Genomic DNA, 19902 nt, shown 5'->3' with positions numbered 1-19902 from the left:
TTCACCGTCATGTAGCCATCTGAGGGGGAGTGCTGCATTCCCCCTCAGACCGCACTGCGTTATGCATCACTTATCCAGCGACCATGTCGCCGAACTGACATCCACCTTCACTGGCAATAATCCAATCTGGGTAAACTTATCCGCCAGTGCCTGCTGCTGCTTAAACACTTCCGGTGTCATGCGCTCGGCACCGTAGGGCATTCTCGCCAGTGCACGCTGCCAGATGGGCTGAGGCAGGCCGGTCGAGGTTGAGAGGATCTTCGCGGCGTCTTCCGGGTGGGCGTTAGCCCAGGTGCTCAGGGTTCCCAGCTCATCGACCACCTGTTTCGCCGTCTGCGGATAGGTATCGGCAAACTTGCGGCTGGCGAGATAGAAGGTGTAGTGCGGTACCAGACCTTCGGCATTTTTCACCAGACGCGCTTTGGCGTTGGTTTCCACTTCGGCGTAGTACGGGTCCCAAATCACCCAGGCGTCCACCGCGCCGCGCTGGAATGCGGCGCGGGCATCGGCCGGAGGCAGATAAACTGGGGTGATGTCTTTATAGTTCAGGCCGGCATCTTCCAGGGCGCTGACCAGCAGATAGTTCACGTCGGAGCCTTTGTTCAGCGCCACGCGCTTGCCTTTCAGGTCCGCGACGGTTTTGATCGGCGAGTTCTCCGGTACCACAATCGCTTCTGTTTTCGGGTTTGCCGGGGAGTGGGCGAGATAAACCAGATCGGCCTGGGCTGCCTGAGCAAAGGTCGGCGGGGCATCACCCGTAGCCGCAAGGTCGATGCTGCCGACGTTCAGGCCTTCCAGCATCTGGGGCCCGGCTGGGAATTCAACCCAGCGTACGTCAATACCCTGTTTTTTAAACTGCTCGTCCAGCGTGCCGCGATACTTCAGCAACGCGAAGATATTGGCTTTTTGATAGCCGATATTGATGGTTTTTGGTGCGATTTCAGCGGCGGTGGCGGAAAAGGTCGAGCCAATAACGATCCCGGCAATCAGTCCGCTCAGTAATGCTTTATTCATGTTATTTCCCCAGGTAATAAGCGCTATGGGAAAAACATAACAAAATGCATGAAGCGGGCTTAACGAGTAGTTCTGATAACGATATGTGCAGGATAGATAAGGACAGAGGGCGATCGGAAAAAATGATCGCCCCCTACGGTGAATACGCCAGCAATATGGGTTACTGGTATTGCAGATACGCGACGTGGGTTTGCAGGTATTCCTCCAGACCATGACGGCCATCGGCCCCACCGATGCCGGACTTACGCCAGCCCGCGTGGAAGCCCTGCATGGCTTCGAAGTGCTCGCGGTTGATATAGGTTTCACCAAACTTAAGCTGCTTCAGGGCCAGCATCGCGGTGTTCAGATTCTGGGTAAAAATGGAGGAGGTGAGACCATATTCACTGTCGTTGGCCAGCGCAATGGCTTCATCCAGCGTGCTGAACTTCATCACCGGCAGCACCGGGCCAAAGGTCTCTTCCTGCATGATATTCATCTTTTGCCCGACATGGGTCAGCAAGGTGGGTTCGAAGAAGAAACCGGTGTTGCCTGAACGCTTGCCGCCTGTCACCACCTTTGCCCCGGCAGCCACCGCATCCGCCACTTTTTGTTCCACGCGTTGCAGTGCTGCCGCTGTGATCAGTGGCCCCATGTCCAGACCTTTTTGGCTGGCCGGGTCGCCCCAGGTGACCTGCTTAAAGGCAGCACTGAGACGTTCAACCACCTCGTCATATACCCCATCCTGCACGTAGAGGCGTTCTGCGCAGTTACACACCTGCCCGGTATTGATCATGCGTGATGCCACAATCGCTTTTACCGCCAGATCGAGATCGGCGTCGTTCATAATGATGGCCGGGGCTTTGCCACCCAACTCCAGCGAGACCCTGGTAATGTTCTTTGCCGCCGCCTGCATGGTGGCGATCCCGGCACCCACGCTGCCGGTCAGGCTGACCAGTCCGACCTTCGGGTTTGCGGCCAGTTCGTGACCGACCACCGGGCCGTAGCCGGTAACCAGGTTAAACACCCCGGCAGGCAGACCAATCTCATCAACAATCTGCGCAAAGATAATCGCGTTGTTCGGGGTCAGTTCACTCGGTTTGACCACGATGGTGTTGCCCGTTAACAGGGCCGGCGCGGCTTTACGGGCAATCAGGAAAAACGGGAAGTTCCACGGCAGAATCCCTGTCGTGACGCCAATCGCTTTCTTAAATACCAGGATGTTCTCCTGCGGGCGATCGCTCTGCACGATCTCACCTTCGTAGCGGCGCGCCCATCCGGCCATGTAGTCCAGATAGTCCGCGGTAAAGAACACTTCCGTTTCGGCGAGCTCCTGGGTTTTTCCCCCTTCGGCAACGATGGTGGCGGTCAGCTCTGCGGCACGCTGGCGCACACCCTGGGCGATTTTTTGCAACCAGTTACCACGCTCAATAGCGGGCAGCGCTTCCCAGGCGGGCTGGGCCGCCTCTGCCGCATCAATAGCGCGCTGCGCATCTTCTGCGCTGCCTTCAGGAATGCGCGACAGCACGGCTTCGGTTGCCGGATTGATCACTTCTATCCAGCGATCGGCGCGATTTTCGACAAGCTCACCATTGATATACATGTGTTGCTGAACTGGGTTCATGGCTGATTCTCCGTGACACACTTTTTATAGGGTTGTTAATTAACAGCGCAAAAACTGTTGCAGGTCTGAGAAGGTGCTACAGCTGACGGTGAATCACCTTGATGTGGCTGCCATCAATGAGAGCTGGCTGGCAAAAACGGCAAGAACCCCATGCCTGCGCTGGCATTATTTATATTTAGTGATGAATATGAGTGGCTTAGGAAAAAATCACGATTTAGCACGTTGCAGCGAATCAGATGATTGATTTGTGACAGCGGAGGGGAGAAGGTGCTCAATTTTGCCAGGTTTGGTGCCAGAGGGGCAACCAGCCTAAGGTTGAGCACCTGACCTTCTCCGTAGACTCCTTCGTCATCAGGGCAAACAACAACGAAGGATTAAAAAATGAGTGAAGCCATTGTCTCCGGTATTTTGTGGCATCTGGTCGGGGCCGCAAGTGCTGCCTGCTTTTATGCACCGTTCAAAAAAGTGCGCAACTGGTCATGGGAAACCATGTGGTCGGTGGGGGGGATCATGTCGTGGATCGTGCTCCCCTGGGCCGTCAGTGCGATCCTGCTGCCCAACTTCTGGGCCTACTACAGCGCGTTCTCGCTTGAACAGTTGATGCCTGTCTTCCTGTTCGGCGCGATGTGGGGGATTGGTAACATTAACTACGGTCTGACCATGCGTTATCTCGGTATGTCGATGGGCATTGGTATTGCCATCGGCATCACTTTGGTGGTCGGAACGTTAATGACGCCGCTGCTTCAGGGGCGCTTTGTGGAGCTGTTCAGTTCTGCCGGTGGACGATTGACGCTGCTGGGCGTGCTGGTTGCTCTTGCAGGCGTGGCGATCGTCTCCCGTGCCGGGTTGTTAAAAGAACGGGCAATGGGCATCACTGCGGAAGAGTTCAACCTGAAAAAAGGGCTGGTACTGGCGGTGATGTGTGGGATTTTCTCGGCCGGGATGTCCTTTGCCATGGACGCCGCCAAACCGATGCATGAAGCGGCAGCGGCGCTGGGTATCGATCCGCTATACGTGGCGTTACCGAGTTACGTGGTGATTATGGGCGGTGGTGCGCTGGTTAACCTTGGTTTCTGTTTTATCCGTCTGGCGACCAAATCAAACCTGTCAGTGAAAGCGGACTTCTCTGTGGCGAAATCATTGCTGATTGCCAACGTTTGTCTGTCACTGATCGGCGGCATCATGTGGTATCTGCAGTTCTTCTTCTATGCCTGGGGCCATGCACGCATTCCGGCGCAGTATGACTTTGTCAGCTGGATGCTGCACATGAGCTTCTATGTATTGTGTGGTGGTCTGGTGGGTCTGGTTCTGAAAGAGTGGAATAACGTGGGGCGTAAGCCGGTGCAGGTCCTTAGCGTGGGATGCTTCGTGATTATTATTGCGGCCAACATTGTTGGTCTGGGTATGGTTTCCTGATCTGGGAGAGAGCCCCGGGACTCTCTGGCTTGATGTCAGTTTAAGGCCAAGGTCAAGGTCAAGGGCGTTTCGCTTTCCCGCTGCGCGGGCGAAGCGACAAGGGGCGGCCAGTCGTCGCTGCCCCTTGACCCCGGGCTTGCGGCAGGCGCCGCGCCCGTTTCACGGGTGCCTTCGTCAGTTCCGTTCACCGACGGACCGCTCGTGACGGCACTTCCCTGTGCCGGCCCGAGCTTTCACCGCCGTCCTGGCGGTTCATCCTGGTTCACATCACTTCCTCAGCGCCGCTTAATTGCCGCCTCAACATCAAAACCAAAATCTAAAAGATTAAATAAAACCAAAAAGGCTTTTTGTGTCTGGTCTATTTGATTGGTTTTTCTTTTTATTTTGACCCGGCCGTTGACCTTTTGAGCGGCAATTAAGCTTCGCCAAAGGAGGGCGGATTTCCAGGACGAGCCAACAGGACGTTGGCGAGAGGGCGTGCCGGGACAGGGATGTCCCGTCACAACCAGTCCGGCAGGAAAGCCGACCGACTGAGGGAACCCGCGTCAAGCGGGCGATGCGCCTGCCGCAGCCCGGATTCCTAAGGGCGGGGCGACTGCCGCCCTTAGGTCGCTTCGCCCACGAAGTGGGAAAGCGAAACGCCCTTGACCTTAAGACCTTGACCTGGGCTTGACCTGGCCTTGGCTCAAGCCCAAGCCCAAGCCCCTGGCCTTATGCCTCAAAGGTCAACCCTCCCGCATTATTGCAATCAGGCCTTTTCCGGCCGAACGTGCAAAGCGGAAGGACGCACAAATCGCTGGCGCCAGGCGCTGGGGGTCAGCCCGGTATCACGGGTGAACACCACGGAAAAGTAATTACTGTCATCAAAGCCGCAACGTGCGGCCACTTCACCGATCAGACATTCGCTGGTACGCAACAGGTGCTTCGCCTGGCATAGCTGCAACTGACGTAAATAGTGCCCGATAGTCATGCCAGTTTGCTGACGGAAGAGTTGTTTCAGCGCACGCTCTGACAATTGGTGCTGGCCACAAAAGGTGGCAAGGTCAAAGGGGACAGCAATCTGCCCCTGAATCGCGGCCATCAGCAGATCGAGCTGTTCTCCCTCCGGCATCTGCCAGGCGCGATCGGACGCATAACGATGGCGTTGCAACACTAAGGCCAGCTGTAAAAACAGCGCCTCCGTCAGCTGACGTGACAGCACATCACTCTTCCTGCTTTCCTGTTCAAGCTGCTGGATCACGCCACGCGCCAGCGCCATGCCGCGTGTGGTTAAACGCCAGGCGGCGGATTCACGTGGGGGAATAAGTTGCTGCCAGTCGAGGCTCAGTTGAAAACGCTCCGGGCAGTAAAGAATATTATCCAGCGCCAGTTCATTGACTGATTCATAGCTGTGGCAGTCATTGGCATTGAGATAGAAAATATCACCGCAGGTGACCAGCCAGGGGCGGTCATTCATCACGTGCAGGCCATTACCGCGCCAGACCAGCACAATCTCATTGAATTCGTGGACGTGAGGCGGGAAAGAGGGTTGAGAGGTGCGTTCAGCCACCGCGACAGGCATCTGTTCAGAAGGGAAGTAGTCAGCTTTTGCCAGTCGCAGGGGAACGGTCACGGGTCACCTCATCAGTCATTTTGTCGCAGTGTACGTGGAGAAAGGCCAAATTCACGCTTGAACAGCGTAGAAAAGTGATTGCTGTCACCAAAACCGCAGTGAAACGCAATATCTGTCACCCGCATTTCACTGTGACGCAGCAGGTGGCGTGCTTCCAGCAATCGCAGCCGATTAAGGTAACGTTGAGGTGTGCTGCCGGTCTGCTGTTTCAACTGGCGGTGGAGCGTGCGCAGCGACAGCGAAAAACGGTCGGCAAGATTTTCCCAGTCCACATCCTCACTGTAGTGATCCGCCAGCCAGTCCAGCAGACCACGCAGGCGACTGTCCTGATCGTCGTTGCTGGCGCTGCCCCCCTGGCGTAACAGCAACAGCAGACGCATAAAATGCATCTCCTGCTCTGCCTGGCAGGCCAGGCTGTCACTGAGCGGTGGCTGCTCTAACTGCTCGATTAACTGCCTGGCCTGTGCCAGCACCTTGTTGCCGATACGCCAGTGCGAGGGGTAGTTTCCGTCCTGCTCCTGCGGTAGCAGATGCTGCAGGCCGGAGAGAAAACGAAAGGATTCCGGCCCGCGATAGAGCACGTTGGTCAGGCACAGATTTTCCGTTTGCTCATACAGATGGCGATCATGGCTGCGTACAAAGCAGACGCAGCCGCTGCATAAAGGCTGTGACTGGCCGTTAAAGACATGAATACCTGCACCCTGTTCAACAATGACAATTTCATGAAAATCATCATGATAATGCTCCGGGAACACCCCTTGTGGCGCACGGGGTTCAATGGCGACCGGGAAATGCCCTGTCGGGAAGAAATCAGCGCTGTGTAACACGGTCATGATCGTTTCCTCTTTAACATATCAGCAACAGAGTCTACGCAGCGCGACGGAAACCCACCTTGAATTTTTGACAGCGAAAGCGACTATCCCGGTGATATTTTTAAGAAAGTGGGGGAAAGAGTGAGAAATGAGGGCAGGGTCACATCCCGTGATTCTGCGTGCTATCAATCAAATTGTGATCTGCTTCACGTTCATCTTTGCCAGGCTGCCAGCGGTCAGATCCGGCTGGCAGTAGCGAGAAGGTCGCGAAATGAGGCTCTTTTACACTGGTGACATTGAATCATCAGGAAGCGAACACATGAGCCTTCGTCACTTTGTCGCCATCGATCTTGGCGCTTCCAGCGGCCGCGTTATGCTGGCCCGGCACGACTCAGAAAGCGGTGCGATTACGCTGGATGAAGTCAGCCGCTGCGTAAACCAGCTGGTCACCGTTGATGGCCATCAGTGCTGGGATCTTGATGCACTGGAACAGTTTATTACTGACGCACTGGAAAAAATGGATCGTCAGGGCATCGTGCCCGAAAGCATCGGGATTGATACCTGGGCGGTCGACTATGTGCTGCTGGATGCGCAGGGAAACCGTGTGGGTCTTCCTGTTGCCTACCGCGATGGCCGCACCCAGGGCGTGATGGCACAGGCCTGCCGTGAACTCGGGCATGGCCGTATTTATCAGCGCACCGGCATCCAGTTCCTGCCGTTTAACACCCTGTATCAACTGCGTGCACTGTGCCGTGATGCCGCGCCAGAACTGGCGCAGGTGGCGCATGCACTGATGATCCCTGACTACCTGCATTACCGCCTGACGGGTGAACTTAACTGGGAATACACCAACGCCACCACCACGCAAATGCTGAACATCACCAGCGGTGAGTGGGACGCGGATCTGCTGCGCTGGAGCGGGGCGAACCCGTCATGGTTCGGCAAACCGTCACAGCCAGGTAAACGTGTCGGGGGCTGGACCAGTCCGTCAGGCAAGGTGATCCCGGTGGTGGCCGTCGCCACCCACGACACCGCCAGTGCTGTACTGGCGACGCCGCTGGCGGGTGACAATGCGGCTTACCTCAGTTCCGGCACCTGGTCATTAATGGGCTTTGAAAGCCGTCAGCCCTTTACCTGTCAGGCTGCCCAGGATGCCAATATCACCAACGAAGGCGGGGCCGAAGGGCGCTTCCGGGTGTTGAAAAACATTATGGGTCTGTGGCTGCTCCAGCGTGTGTGTAGCGAGCTGGCCATCACCGATCTCTGTCAGTTGATTGCGGATGCGGAGCAGCAGCCAGCCTGTCAGTGGCTGATTAACCCGAATGACGATCGCTTTATTAACCCACCCAGCATGGTACGTGAAATTCAGGACGCCTGCGCCGGGCAGCGAATGCCGGTGCCGGGCACCCCGGCTGAGCTGGCGCGTTGCATCTTTGACAGCCTGGCATTCTGCTACCGCCAGGTGTTGCAGGAGCTGGAACAGCTGCGCGGTGCGCGCTTCAGCCAGCTGCATATTGTCGGCGGCGGCTGCCAGAATCCATTTCTTAATCAGCTGTGTGCCGATGCCTGTGGCATTCCGATGTTCGCTGGCCCGGTGGAGGCCTCCACGTTGGGCAATATCGGCTGCCAGCTGATTACCGCCGGTGCGGTGGCCGATGTCACGGCTTTCCGCCAGCAGCTTGGCCAGCACTTCCCTCTTATCCGTTTTGACTCTCACGGGAGTGACGTGTTTCGCCGCAATCTGGCGCGTTTCGTGTCACTCACCTCTTCAGCAAAGGAGCTATGTATATGACCCAGGCCATCGAACAGGCTTTCGTCCTGGCGAAACAGCGTTTCGCCGATATCGGTGTGGATGTAGAAGCCGCACTGTCACAGCTCGACCAACTGCCCGTTTCCATGCACTGCTGGCAGGGCGACGATGTGCGCGGTTTTGAAAACCCGCAGGGCGCACTGACGGGCGGTATTCAGGCCACGGGCAACTATCCTGGCCGCGCACGTAATGTGGAAGAGTTGCGTTCGGACCTTGACCAGGCGATGGCGCTGATCCCCGGCCCGAAACGTCTCAACCTGCACGCGATCTATCTGGAAAGCGAGCAGGCCGTCAAACGCAATGAAATCAAACCACAGCATTTTGCCGGGTGGGTCGCGTGGGCGCGCGATCGCCAGCTGGGGCTGGATTTTAATCCCAGCTGCTTTTCGCATGAGCTGAGTGCTGATGGCTTTACCCTGGCGCACAACAATGCCGAAATCCGTCAGTTCTGGATTGAGCACTGTCAGGCGAGCCGCAAGGTGTCGGCTTACCTGGGGGAGCAGCTCGGTACGCCCTCAGTGATGAATATTTGGGTGCCGGATGGCATGAAAGATCTGACCGTGGATCGCCTTGCGCCACGTCAGCGCCTGATGGAATCCCTGGATGAAGTGATCGGTGAAAAACTCAACCCGGCTCACCATATTGATGCCGTCGAAAGCAAGCTGTTCGGCATTGGCGCCGAGAGCTACACCGTGGGTTCGAACGAGTTTTGCCTCGGTTATGCCGCCAGCCGCCAGATCGCGCTGACGCTGGATGCCGGTCACTTCCATCCGACCGAAGTGATCTCCGATAAGATCTCTACCGCGATGCTGTATGTGCCACGCCTGCTGCTGCATGTCAGCCGCCCGGTACGCTGGGACAGCGACCACGTGGTGCTGCTGGATGATGAAACCCAGGCGATTGCCAGCGAAATCGTGCGTCAGCGTCTGTTTGATAAGGTGCACATCGGCCTCGACTTCTTTGATGCCTCCATCAACCGTATTGCGGCCTGGGTGATCGGCACGCGCAATGCCAAAAAAGCGCTGCTGCGTGCACTGCTGGAACCGGTCGATATGCTGAAAACGCTGGAAAACGACGGGGATTACACGGCGCGTCTGGCGCTGCTGGAAGAGCAAAAATCCCTGCCCTGGCAGGCCGTGTGGGAAACCTGGTGTCTGCGCCACGATGTCCCGGCCGGTGCCAGCTGGTTAAACGACGTCCGTCATTACGAACAACAGATTCTCAGCCAACGTTAAGGGTATGACATGCAAAAAATTATCAACGCCTGGTTTGTCCAGGGAATGGTCAAAGCGACTACGGATATGTGGCTGAAGGGCTGGGATGAACGTAACGGCGGTAACGTCTCGCTGCGCCTGCTGGACGAAGAAGTTCAGCCGTTTGCGGCAGACTTTGACCGTCAGCCGCGTACGCTGGAACTGAGCCAGCCTGCACCTCAGCTGGCCAATGACTGGTTCCTGGTGACCGGTTCGGGCAAGTTTTTCCGCAATGTGCAGCTCGATCCGGCTGACTGCCTGGTACTGCTGCGCGTCAGCGAAGATGGCCGCGCCTTTACCATCCACTGGGGCCTGACCAACGGTGGTGTTCCTACCTCTGAGCTGGCATCACACTTCCAGTCGCACAGTGTGCGTAAGCAACTGACCAACGGCGCGGATCGTGTGATTATGCACTGCCATGCCACCCACTTTATGGCATTAAGCTATGTGGTGGATTTGGATTCAGCCAGCTTCACTCGCCTGTTATGGGAAGGCAGCACCGAGTGTCTGGTGGTGTTCCCGGATGGTGTAGGGATTGTGCCGTGGATGGTGCCGGGCACCGATGGGATTGGCCGTGCAACGGCTGAGAAAATGCAGTCACATACGTTGGTGATGTGGCCGTTCCACGGTATTTTTGGTGCGGGACCGACCCTCGACGAAACCTTTGGCCTGATTGATACCGCTGAGAAGTCATCCGAAGTGGTGGTGAAAGTGCTGTCGATGGGCGGTATGAAGCAGAGCATAACGACTGAAGAACTGGTGGCGCTGGGTGAACGTTTCGGTGTGCAACCCTGGCGCGCGGCGCTGGAGGCGAAGCATAACCATGTTGCGTAAAGCGTTTGTGATGCAGGTGCATCCTGATAAGCACCAGGAGTATCAGCAGCGACATAATCCGATCTGGCCGGAGCTGGCGCAGACGCTGAAGGATCACGGCGCGCACCATTACAGTATTTTTCTGGATGCGCCGCGCAATCTGCTGTTTGCGGTGGTGGAGGTGGAGTCAGAAGAACGTTGGAATGCTGTGGCTGAGACGGAGGTGTGCCAGCGCTGGTGGCAATCGATGTGTGAGTTGATGCCGTCGAATGCGGATCATAGTCCAGTGAGTGCAGAGTTAACGTCGGTGTTTTATCTGGCATGAGGGGGCCCCGGTTCTGGGCTAAGCCCAGGGCCAGGTCAATGTCTTAAGGTCAACGTCAACGTCAACGTCAAGGGCGTTTCGCTTTCCCGCTATCGCGGGCGAAGCGACCCAGGGCGGCCAGTCGCCGCCGCCCTGGGGACCCGGGCTTGCGGCAGGCGCCGCGCCCGCTTTCAGCGGGTGCCTTCGCAAGCGTTGCTCACCGACGGACCGCTCGTGACGGCACATCCTTGTGCCGGTCCGAGCTTTCACCGCCGTCCTGGCGGTTCATCCTGGTTCACATCGCTTCCTCAGCGCGGCTTAATTGCCGCCTCAACATCAAAACAAAAATCTAAGAAATTAAAACACCAACAAAAGCCAAGAATGGTTCGTTGGCGTTTGGTTTATTTTTAGTCTGTCTTTGATTGTTCTTTTGACCTGGCCGTTGACCTTTTGAGCGGCAATTAAGCCTCGCCGAAGGAGGGCGGATTTCCAGGACGAGCCGACAGGACGTCGGCGAGAGGGTGAGCCGGGACAGGGATGTCCCGTCACGCCCGGTCCGGCGGGAAAACCGATCGACTGAGGGAGCCCGCTTTAGCGGGCGATGCGCCTGCCGCAAGCCCGGGGACAAGGGGCGGCGGCGACTGGCCGCCCCTTGTCGCTCAGCCCGCGCAGCGGGAAAGCGAAACGCCCTTGACCTTGACCTGGCCGTAGACCTTGACCTTAAGACGTTGAACCGGCCTTTCGGGTCGACCGAAATAGAAGGTTACGCTAATGGCCCACCCTGAATCGTCTCACACATCCCACTGATAATGCGTTCCCCGGATTCCTGCCTCAGCCCGGCGTACCACTCGGCTGTTAACGCCGGGTCCTTCGCATGAGTCACATCGCAGCGCTTACGTGCTTTCAGCACCAGATCTTTCACCCGATCGGCTCGCTTGTGCTGATAACGCAGCAGGGCATCCTCAATCCCCAGCGAGTTGCTGTGCAGCGTCATCGCCAGAACCACCGCATCTTCCATCGCCGCACAGCCACCCTGACCAATATCCGGCGTGGTACTGTGTGCCGCATCGCCCAGCAGCGCCACGCGGCCCTTAACCAACTGCGCGAAAGGCTCAATGTCGTGGATCTCCACGCGATTGGTCGTTTCCGGATTCAGCTGCGCAATAAGCTGCTGCACCGGCGCTGCCCAGCCAGCGAAGTAACGGGATAAATCGTCGCGCAGACTGATGCGATCCTCCGCCAACCCCTTCGGCAACGGCACGTCGAAGAAGAAGTAAAAGCGATTCCCCGCAATTGGCATCAGCGAAACACGTTTACCTTCACCCACAAAGGTCGTCCACTGGTTGGCCGGGGCCAGGGACTCATCAATCTCGACCAGCCCGTTCCAGTTCACATACCCCGCATATCGGCGCTCGGTGGCGTAACCCAGCACGGACTCGCGCACTACCGAGTGGGTGCCATCACAGGCAATCAGCAGATCCCCCTGTGCTTCACTGCCATCTTCAAAGAAAGCCGTGACACCGTCACTTTGTTGTTCAACGCGACTCACGCGTTTACCGAACTGCACGTTATCAAAGCCCCAGGTATTCAGTAGCATCGACTGGAGTTCGGAACGCGCCACCGGGTAAGGGCGCTCGCCAGAATCCTGTACCAGCGCATCAAGGCTGAACTGCGTCAGGGTTTCCGCGCTCTGATAATCTTTATACGCCATATAATGCATCGGGCCGCCAATGGCGCGCAGGGCATCTTTCATCCCAAGATAGTTAAGGCATTTCACACCGTTGGGCCAGATGGAAATAGCCGCGCCGACCGGCTTAATCTCTTTCACCGCTTCATACACTTCGCTGTCGATCCCGCAGCGCTTCAGCGCAATCGCTGTACACATCCCACCAATACCGGCACCTATGATAATTGCTTTCATCCGTTCCTCCTCACGATCTATATGTACAGGAAGCAATTTCCATACCAGCCTCTCATGGCACACTGCATGCTGCGCTGCGGGCCACCGATGCAAGAATGAAACAAAGGTTGCAACGATGTGCGGCGCAATAATGATGCAGTGCACGCTTATGGTGCTGTGATAGTGAAACTTTCGTTCGGGTGTGAATAGTTTCGCTGGCAATTTCTGTTATTTTTGCCAAAGTAACCTTCTGCCCCTTAAAAGAGATGCGGTTATGACCATCATTGCCTGCCTGCACGCAGCCAGAAGCAATATCGAGGTGTTTGAGCAGGCGTTAACCACGCTGGATTACGACGAGGTTGAACTGCTGCATCGTGTAGAGAGTGAGTTGTTTGCACAGACGCAGGGCGAACAGGGCGTGACTCCCGAAATTGTGGCCGCTACGCGCCGTGCGATTGAAGAGTTGTGCCAGCAGGCCGATGCGGTCATTGTCACCTGTACCACATTGGGTGTGGCGGTGTGGGAAGCCGAGTTCAGTAAACCCGTACTGCGGGTGGATGCCACGCTGGCCAAAATCGCCTCTCGTTATCACGGCACGATCCTGGTGCTGTGTACCGCTCAGTCTACGCTGGAGTCGACCACGCAGCTGTTCAGCGCGTTTATCCCCGGCGATCGTCTGTATGTCGAGCTGGTGCCCCGTGCCTGGGCCTGGTTTAACCAGGGCGACATCGACGGTTATCATCAGCAAATTGCCGATTATATTCAGCAACGACCGGAATGCGCACTGGGCTGTATTGTACTGGCGCAGGCGTCGATGAGCGGGGCAGAGAAACGCGTGAACAGCACGCTGGCGGTACTGAGTGGCCCGCAGGTCAGTTTGCAGGCCGCTCTCGATCTCCTACACTAACAGGCGCTGACCGATGGCCTGGCGCTGGTGCCAGGCATATATCGCCACCAGCAGTGTCAGCAGCGCTAGCGTGGAGAGCATGGCTCCAGCGCCCAACCGGTCCAGCAGCAGCCCGCTGAACAGCGGCACCGTCAGGCGCGACAGCGTAAACAGACTGGCCTGCAAACCGTAATCCACCGCCCGATTTTCCGCACGGCTGAATGCCATCATCAGCATAAACATCAGTGCTGACAGTCCGCCAATCGCCGCCGCCATCAGCGTTGAAATTGCCAGCAGATAACGGGCAGGCAGTTGCCCAATCACACCCAGCGCCATCACGGCCAGCGAGAGGCTGGCAAAGGCCAGCCAGCCCGGCAGTGCCGCCGCCGCATTGCGGCGCGTCAGCCAGCGGGCGCTGAGTAAACTCACCACCGCTCCCAGTGCACTGCCACCAACACCGACCCAAAGGATCACCTGTTGCAGCGGTAGCCCGGCATCCAGCAGCAGGGGTTTCAGCCACAGCCAGCCGCAGCCGAGGAAGGGAAACGCCAGCAGGCAGATCGGCAACCAGCTTTTACCGCCAGGCTGGTGCAGGAAACCCCGTACCGCCACGGCAGGATGGTCACCCCGGGCCGGTTCCGGCAGCAGACGTAATAGCAGTGCGCTGCTCAACGCCGCCGCACTCATCAGCCAGCAGGGAAGCGCCCAGCCATAGTGCTGCCATAGCAGCAGCATAACGCCGCTGCCCCCCACCGCACCGGCAAACAGCGCCGCCGCACGTACGCTGCCCGCCCGGGGTTGCCCGCCGTCATGAAACAGCGCGATGGCCAGCGCATTCACCGGCACATCGCACCAGGCCAACAGCAGGCTGCCCGCGAGCAGCAGCATAAACAGCACGGTTTTATCCTGCTGCAACGATATCTGGCTCAGCAGCGCAAACAGTGCCGCCAGCAACAGCCAAAGGAGGCTGCCCCAGTCTTTATAGCGCTGGCGAAACAGACGGCTGCGCTGCACCGGAAACGCCAGCCACAGCTTGATCACGGCGGGCAGGGCGGCCAGCTGAAACAGCCCCAGTTCACTGCCGCTCCAGCCCTGCTGGTGCAGGATCAGCGGCAGCCCGAGCATCAGCCAGGTGACGGGCAGCGTCAGGCTGAAATTAAACCAGAAAAACAGCAGCTGTAATCCAGCGCGCCTCATGGTGCGGCGTCCTGAAACGCCACATGCACCATCAGCGGTGCCATCGGGAACGGATACGACTGGCAGCGGATACCGCTGAATCCGGCACCAGCCAGCATCTGCGTCATCTCGCCGTGATGGAACACATGTTTCCCGCGCAGTATCAGCGGCAGGAAGAAGGGCAGCACTTCGCGCGCCTGGTCGGGCTGTGGGCCAATTTCGGCATGGGCGGCGATCAACACGCCACCGGGGCGCAGCCGTGCCCGCAGCTGGCGTAATGTTTCCAGTGGATCAGCGACAAAATGCAGGAACGACGAGCACCAGATAATGTCGAAACGCTCCTCTGCTGTCAGCTCACTGCGCGCGCTAAAGCGGCCATCCAGCCCGGCGGCGCTGAGATTCTTTTGGGCAACGGCGGCGGTTAATGGCAGGTCCTGTACCACGCCGTGCAACTGAGGATAGCGCTGCCCCAGCGCGGCGCTCACCAGACCGGGGCCACCCCCCATATCGAGCAGGGTTGCCGGGCGGGTAAAGTGCGGTAGCGTGGCGGCAATGGCGCAGGCCGTATCCGCTGTCAGCGCACGCTGTTCCTGAGCAATCTGCGTGCTGGCGGCTTCGGCCCAGGCCGCATCCTGCGCCAGTTGTGCGCTGAAGCCGGGCAGCGGTTGAGTGACCCGCGCCGGAAGCTGCTGGCCTAAAGCACGCAGTGAACGCAGACGATAACGCCAGGCATCACCCACATAGCGATCCCCCTGCGGGCAGAGCAACGCGTGTACCGCCTCCGTTACCCGATAACGATCGCCTTCGCGGTTCAGCCACCCGTCACTCCACAGCAGCTCCAGCAGCGGGGCCGTGGGGTCCGGGTGCCAGCTCAGCCGGGCAGCCAGCTGTGCCGCCGTTTGCGGCTGTTGCAAATGATGGAACAGGCGATGGTCGAGGGCCACCGCTAACGCATCGGCCATCACGCTACTGGCAGCCAGCCGGTCCAGGTGTTTGAGTACAGTATTCATAGTTGATAGCTCACTTTGAGGCCCATTTCACGCGCCGGGCTGTAAACACGTACGGTGCCGTTGATGTAGCCCACTGCGTCGTACTCTTTGTCCGTCAGATTATCGACGTACAGCGACACATCGAGGTCGCGCCAGGCATAGCCGATGGTCATATCCAGAACACCGTAGCCTGCCTGCTGATATTGATTAGCGGCATCGAGGAAGCTGCGGCCTACGCCGTGCCATTGCAGCTGGCTGTAAGCGCCGCTCTTGTGGTCGTAACGCAGACCAAGGCTGGCGGTGGCATCCGGGGCGAAGGGGTTATGGTTCCCGGCATAGTTATTCGCGCCGTCCTGATAACGGTCAAAGCGCGTATGGTTAAGGCCCAGCGAGCCCTGCACGCGCAGCTCTGGCAGCAAGGCGTAATCTGCCTCCAGCTCCCAGCCCGTCGAGCGGGCTTTGGCGGCATTGCCGATGTACACCACGCCCGCCTGAACGATCTGCTGCACCTGCATATCGCTGATATCCATCAGATAGATGGAGCTGCTGTAGCGCAGGCGTTTATCGTCGGACAGCCCTTTGATCCCCAGCTCCCAGGATTTCACTTTCTCCGGGTTGTAGGGGGCATACTGCGTGGCCGGGGAGAACAGGTTGAAACCTCCGGCACGGAAACCCTGGCTGTAGCTGGCGTACGTCTGGACGTCAGGCAACCACTGGTATTGCAGAGCGATTTTCGGTGACAGGCTGTGCCAGCTGGCTTCGCGTTTGTCCACTGTTGAAGGCGTGACGCTGACAGCGCTGCGTTCGGCGCGACCGCCCAGCGTCAGGCTCCACGGCCCGCTCAGCGTCTGTGTCCATTCGCCAAACAACGCCTGCGTGTTACCGCGCTGCGCAATGCGTTGCTCAGTCAGCATCAGCGGCAGTTTCTGCTGATAGCGGAAATGATGATCGTCGGCGTCAAAATAGAGCCCGGCCAGCCAGCGGTGGCGGTCGCCTTCGCCCTGCAAGCGGAACTCCTGCGAACGGGTGGTCAGATGGTAGTCGCGTTGCAGGTGCAGACGGTCGGCAGCGATAAAGTCGGTGTCCTGCTGCACCCGATCCCAGAAGTCGCTCTGCGCACTGATGGAACGAAACTGCCAGCCGTTCTCCAGCAGATGGCGATAGTCGAGGGAGATCACGCTGGCACGGGAATGGTTCCAGGAATCGGTGCCGCTGTTGACCACCCGGTCACGGCTGGCGACCGGGCCCCACTGTGAACCGCCGTCGTGATAGTTCTGATGGCTGTAACGCAGCCGGAGATCGTCGGCATCGGTGGGCGTCCAGCGCAGTTGCAGCCGCTGGTTATCACGCTCACGGTCATCGGCTTTGCCGCCGCGCAGGGCATTATCAATGTCGCCATCCTGGGATTTCCACTCCCCGGCAACGGCCATATACAGCCGATCCTCAACCAGCGGCGTGCTGAAACTCCCGCGCAGCTGCTGACGGTTACGACTGCCATAGATCGCGTCGATCCTGCCGCGTTGCAGGTTGTCCGGGGTGCGGGTCACCACATTGATCACCCCGGCCTCGGCGTTACGGCCATAGAGCGAGGATTGTGGCCCGCGCAGGATCTCCACGCGCTCCACGTCCATAAAGGCATTATCAAACCCCTGATTGGTCAGCTGCTGCACGCCGTCTTCGGTCAGTAATACGGAGGAGGAGAAGCCGGTCGCACTGCCGCTCAGGCCGCGCATCACGGGCAGGTTGGTACCCGACTGTCCCCAGGGTTGAAACACCAGGCCAGGCGTGCGTGCCGCCAGCTGGCTTATCTCCTCCACCCGTTGTGCCTCCAGATCCTCGCCATACAGTACGGACAGTGAGGCAGGCACCTCGACGGCAGGCAGGGCCGTTTTGGTGGCGGTCACTACCATCTCATCGGCGGCGGTGTGAATAGTGGTATCGGTGGCGGCAGCAGCGATGCCGGGCAGGGCCAGCAATAGCCCCCAGTAACCTGTACTCATGGTGATCCTCATTGTTGTCGATAGCGCAGAAACGCCAACTATGCTATCTATAAATGAGAATGCTTATTATCCTCGTTTGTCTGCGAGGCGGTGATTTTACTCTGGGAAACGGTGAACCTGATGATCCAGCCTTTTCAGGGCACACAAAGCTATCGCGTCAGCGCCGCTGATGCACAGGTCACGGGTGCCATCCGCGCATTACCGGCAACGGTCGGTGACTGTCGTTCGCATTTCACCACGCTTGCGGATGGCATGACGCTGGTGCGCTCGTTGTATCAACCTCAGCGGCCGCTGATTGAAGAAACCTGCAATCCTCATGCACAGCCGATGCTGGTGCTGACCTTCGGCCTGGCAGGCCATTCGGTTTATCAGGGGCGGGAAGGGCAGGAAACCCGCTTCAGCCAGCACTATCTGACCATGACCAGCTTCAACGGCAGCGTGGGCGAGCGGCACTATCGTGCATGCGAAACGGTCAGTCAGCTGCGTCTGCTGATTGGGGCCAGCGGCGTGAAACACTATTTTGGTGAAGAGGTGTGTGAACGCCTGTTCCGGCAGCCCATACTGGCCCACCACGCCTGGACGCCGTTTAACCCGGCAACGGAAACGCTACTGGCACAGCTGGAAGCCAGCCGTCAGGATCCGCTGATGCAGCAGATCCATGCGCTGAATCTGCTGGCGCTTTACCGGCATTTGCTCCTGTCTGCGGGGAACCGGCCGCTGCACCCCCAGGACGATCGGCGGCTGGAGCAGGCACGGGAATGGATGCTGGCGCATCTGGCCGAGCCGTTCTCCCTCAGCACGCTGGCGATGGCGGTAGGGTTGAGTGATTACAAACTTAAGCAGGGTTTTCATCAGCGTTTTCATACGACGCCGGGACAGATGCTGTTACAGCTGCGCATGGAACAGGCGCACCGCCTGCTGGAGCAGGGGTATCAGGTGGCGCAGGCGGGCTGGCAGGTGGGTTATCGCCATGCGAATAACTTCAGCGTGGCGTTTCATCGCTATTTTGGCCGTCATGCCAGCGCGGTGATGGGAAAAAAACAGTAGAGTCGATACGGAAAATGCTTATGCTGTTAGCACAAGATGTTATGTAACTGTTATTTCAGGAAGAGAAAAATGTTCGATCTGACCCTCATTATTCTGCTGTTTCTTGCCGCTTTGAGTTATTTCAGCCACAACCTCACTGTCACCATTGCCCTGCTAGTGCTGGTCGCCATTCGCATGACGCCGCTGCAACAGACGTTCCCGTGGATTGAAAAGCAGGGGGTAACGGTCGGGATCATTATTCTGACCATCGGCGTCATGGCACCGATTGCCAGCGGTACACTGCCTTCCACCACCCTGATGCACTCCTTCCTGAACTGGAAATCACTGCTGGCGATTGCGGTGGGCATTTTTGTTTCCTGGGTTGGCGGGCGTGGCGTGGCATTAATGAGCAGCCAGCCTACCGTGGTCGGGGGGTTGCTGATTGGGACGATTATTGGCGTTTCGTTATTCCGTGGCGTTCCGGTTGGTCCGCTGATTGCCGCAGGGCTGGTCTCGCTGATGATCGGGAAATCCTGAGCAAATATGTTATCCTGCCGCCAGAATTTTATCTGACAGAGAAACAGTGTGAGCACTAAACAAGATAAACGTAATAAACGCGCCAAACTGAAGCAGAAACAGGCCAATAAAACCCGCGCCCACGGTCGCCAGATGGATGCCATCGGCCGCCAGAACTATGAAGCGACGCCAGAGATGATAGAACTGTTTGCCACGCTGCCGGAGCTGGATGAAAGCGGCGATATGCCGTTTGTCGTGCCGGTGTATCACTGGTCGCGGGCCGAGTATCAGTTTGATGGCAGCAACGACGAGGGCGATAAGCTTCAGGTTGCGGCATTGTGCGTGATGTACATTCACTGGAAAACCAGCGAGGGTGCAACCACCCTGGTGCAGAACGAGCTGGTGGAAGCGGCACTGCGTCTGGTCGAAGAGAACGAGGCCTTTAAGCAGCGTTATCAGCAGGCAGAAGTGGAAGCCGGTATCAAAGAAGCCTAAAAAAAGGGCAGGCGCCCTACGGTGCCTGCCGAGTCATCCTGCCAACCCTACTTCAATTTATCCTTCTAGCCTTCATACTTTGAGCTGCAACGGCGTTGGCTGCGGCTGCGCGCCCCGGTCACATAGTTATCTATGCTCCCGGGGACTTACAGCCTTGCCGCCTTGTTGCAACTCAAATTATTTCGGCTAACTATTCTTCATACTTTCAGCTGCAACGGCGTTGGCTGTGGCTGCGCGCCCCGGTCATAGAGTTATCTATGCTCCCGGGGACTTACAGCCT

Annotated in this window: 19 protein-coding genes; 10 read left to right on the top strand and 9 right to left on the bottom strand. The window is 57.9% G+C overall.

Annotation, left to right across the window (positions count from 1 at the left end; genetic code table 11):
* Positions 1–66: 66 nt before the first annotated feature.
* Together LJN55_RS12345 and aldA are read right to left on the bottom strand one after the other, a co-directional pair.
* Positions 67–1014 (bottom strand): sulfonate ABC transporter substrate-binding protein, encoded by a 948-nt coding sequence (locus tag LJN55_RS12345; RefSeq protein ID WP_227534547.1) that lies wholly within the window; start codon positions 1012–1014, stop codon positions 67–69.
* A gap of 160 nt (positions 1015–1174) precedes the next feature.
* Positions 1175–2614, bottom strand: a complete 1440-nt coding sequence (gene aldA, locus LJN55_RS12340) for an aldehyde dehydrogenase (RefSeq protein WP_227534546.1) — start codon at positions 2612–2614, stop codon at positions 1175–1177.
* 73 nt (positions 2615–2687) lie between these two features.
* On the opposite strand from aldA, the gene LJN55_RS12335 reads away from it, so the two are divergent.
* Positions 2688–2858, top strand: a complete 171-nt coding sequence (locus tag LJN55_RS12335; RefSeq protein ID WP_159336594.1) for a hypothetical protein — start codon at positions 2688–2690, stop codon at positions 2856–2858.
* A gap of 137 nt (positions 2859–2995) precedes the next feature.
* Entirely contained in the window at positions 2996–4030 is a 1035-nt protein-coding gene (rhaT, locus tag LJN55_RS12330) for an L-rhamnose/proton symporter RhaT (RefSeq protein ID WP_227534545.1), read from the top strand.
* A 275-nt stretch (positions 4031–4305) separates the two neighbouring features.
* Here the strand turns inward: rhaT and LJN55_RS12325 are convergent, their stop codons facing one another.
* The 3 genes from LJN55_RS12325 to rhaS form a co-directional block, all read right to left on the bottom strand.
* Positions 4306–4533, bottom strand: a complete 228-nt coding sequence (locus tag LJN55_RS12325) for a hypothetical protein (protein WP_227534544.1) — start codon at positions 4531–4533, stop codon at positions 4306–4308.
* Positions 4534–4778: 245 nt separating this feature from the next.
* The gene (gene rhaR, locus LJN55_RS12320) at positions 4779–5591 is read right to left on the bottom strand and encodes an HTH-type transcriptional activator RhaR (RefSeq protein WP_265106039.1); all 813 of its coding nucleotides are present in this window, start codon (positions 5589–5591) and stop codon (positions 4779–4781) included.
* Between the two features lie 62 nt (positions 5592–5653).
* On the bottom strand, positions 5654–6475 hold the full coding sequence (gene rhaS / locus LJN55_RS12315) for an HTH-type transcriptional activator RhaS (protein WP_133841969.1): 822 nt from the start codon (positions 6473–6475) through the stop codon (positions 5654–5656).
* A gap of 298 nt (positions 6476–6773) precedes the next feature.
* On the opposite strand from rhaS, the gene rhaB reads away from it, so the two are divergent.
* Genes rhaB through rhaM form a run of 4 tightly spaced genes read left to right on the top strand, consistent with a single transcriptional unit; the run spans position 6774 to position 10655 of the window.
* Positions 6774–8246: a rhamnulokinase gene (gene rhaB, locus LJN55_RS12310; protein ID WP_227534542.1), complete on the top strand. Its 1473-nt coding sequence runs from the start codon at positions 6774–6776 to the stop codon at positions 8244–8246.
* Complete coding sequence (locus tag LJN55_RS12305; protein WP_133841971.1) at positions 8243–9499, top strand: L-rhamnose isomerase; 1257 nt, start codon at positions 8243–8245, stop codon at positions 9497–9499. The genes rhaB and LJN55_RS12305 overlap by 4 nt, the downstream gene beginning before the upstream one ends.
* A gap of 9 nt (positions 9500–9508) precedes the next feature.
* A complete protein-coding gene (gene rhaD, locus LJN55_RS12300) occupies positions 9509–10351 on the top strand; it encodes a rhamnulose-1-phosphate aldolase (RefSeq protein ID WP_133841972.1) in 843 nt (280 codons plus the stop codon).
* Positions 10341–10655: an L-rhamnose mutarotase gene (rhaM, locus tag LJN55_RS12295; protein WP_159336599.1), complete on the top strand. Its 315-nt coding sequence runs from the start codon at positions 10341–10343 to the stop codon at positions 10653–10655. The genes rhaD and rhaM overlap by 11 nt, the downstream gene beginning before the upstream one ends.
* A 742-nt stretch (positions 10656–11397) precedes the next feature.
* Here the strand turns inward: rhaM and hpxO are convergent.
* Positions 11398–12555 carry an FAD-dependent urate hydroxylase HpxO gene (gene hpxO, locus LJN55_RS12290; protein WP_133841974.1) on the bottom strand — a complete coding sequence of 386 codons (1158 nt, stop codon included), beginning with the start codon at positions 12553–12555 and terminating at the stop codon, positions 11398–11400.
* Positions 12556–12808: 253 nt separating this feature from the next.
* On the opposite strand from hpxO, the gene LJN55_RS12285 reads away from it, so the two are divergent.
* The gene (locus LJN55_RS12285) at positions 12809–13441 is read left to right on the top strand and encodes a hypothetical protein (protein WP_133841975.1); all 633 of its coding nucleotides are present in this window, start codon (positions 12809–12811) and stop codon (positions 13439–13441) included.
* Here the strand turns inward: LJN55_RS12285 and LJN55_RS12280 are convergent.
* From LJN55_RS12280 to LJN55_RS12270, 3 genes are read right to left on the bottom strand one after another with little or no spacing between them, the layout of a single operon-like run.
* Positions 13433–14617, bottom strand: coding sequence for an MFS transporter (locus tag LJN55_RS12280; RefSeq protein WP_227534541.1), 1185 nt, complete (start codon positions 14615–14617; stop codon positions 13433–13435). The two genes, LJN55_RS12285 and LJN55_RS12280, sit on opposite strands and share 9 nt — an antisense overlap.
* The gene (locus LJN55_RS12275) at positions 14614–15606 is read right to left on the bottom strand and encodes a methyltransferase (RefSeq protein ID WP_159336601.1); all 993 of its coding nucleotides are present in this window, start codon (positions 15604–15606) and stop codon (positions 14614–14616) included. The genes LJN55_RS12280 and LJN55_RS12275 overlap by 4 nt, the downstream gene beginning before the upstream one ends.
* On the bottom strand, positions 15603–17585 hold the full coding sequence (locus LJN55_RS12270; protein ID WP_227534540.1) for a TonB-dependent receptor: 1983 nt from the start codon (positions 17583–17585) through the stop codon (positions 15603–15605). Before LJN55_RS12270 ends, LJN55_RS12275 begins: the two co-directional genes overlap by 4 nt.
* 120 nt (positions 17586–17705) lie before the next feature.
* On the opposite strand from LJN55_RS12270, the gene LJN55_RS12265 reads away from it, so the two are divergent.
* The 3 genes from LJN55_RS12265 to LJN55_RS12255 all read left to right on the top strand — a co-directional run bounded on the left by LJN55_RS12265 (position 17706) and on the right by LJN55_RS12255 (position 19622).
* On the top strand, positions 17706–18632 hold the full coding sequence (locus LJN55_RS12265) for a helix-turn-helix domain-containing protein (protein WP_227534539.1): 927 nt from the start codon (positions 17706–17708) through the stop codon (positions 18630–18632).
* Between the two features lie 69 nt (positions 18633–18701).
* Positions 18702–19148: a DUF441 domain-containing protein gene (locus LJN55_RS12260; protein ID WP_212815436.1), complete on the top strand. Its 447-nt coding sequence runs from the start codon at positions 18702–18704 to the stop codon at positions 19146–19148.
* Positions 19149–19196: 48 nt separating this feature from the next.
* On the top strand, positions 19197–19622 hold the full coding sequence (locus LJN55_RS12255) for a hypothetical protein (RefSeq protein WP_227534538.1): 426 nt from the start codon (positions 19197–19199) through the stop codon (positions 19620–19622).
* Positions 19623–19902 lie beyond the last annotated feature (280 nt).

Source organism: Erwinia rhapontici (genome assembly GCF_020683125.1).
Classification (GTDB): domain Bacteria; phylum Pseudomonadota; class Gammaproteobacteria; order Enterobacterales; family Enterobacteriaceae; genus Erwinia; species Erwinia rhapontici.
Note: the sequence above shows the minus strand (reverse complement) of the source record. Positions and strands in the feature narration are given on the sequence as shown.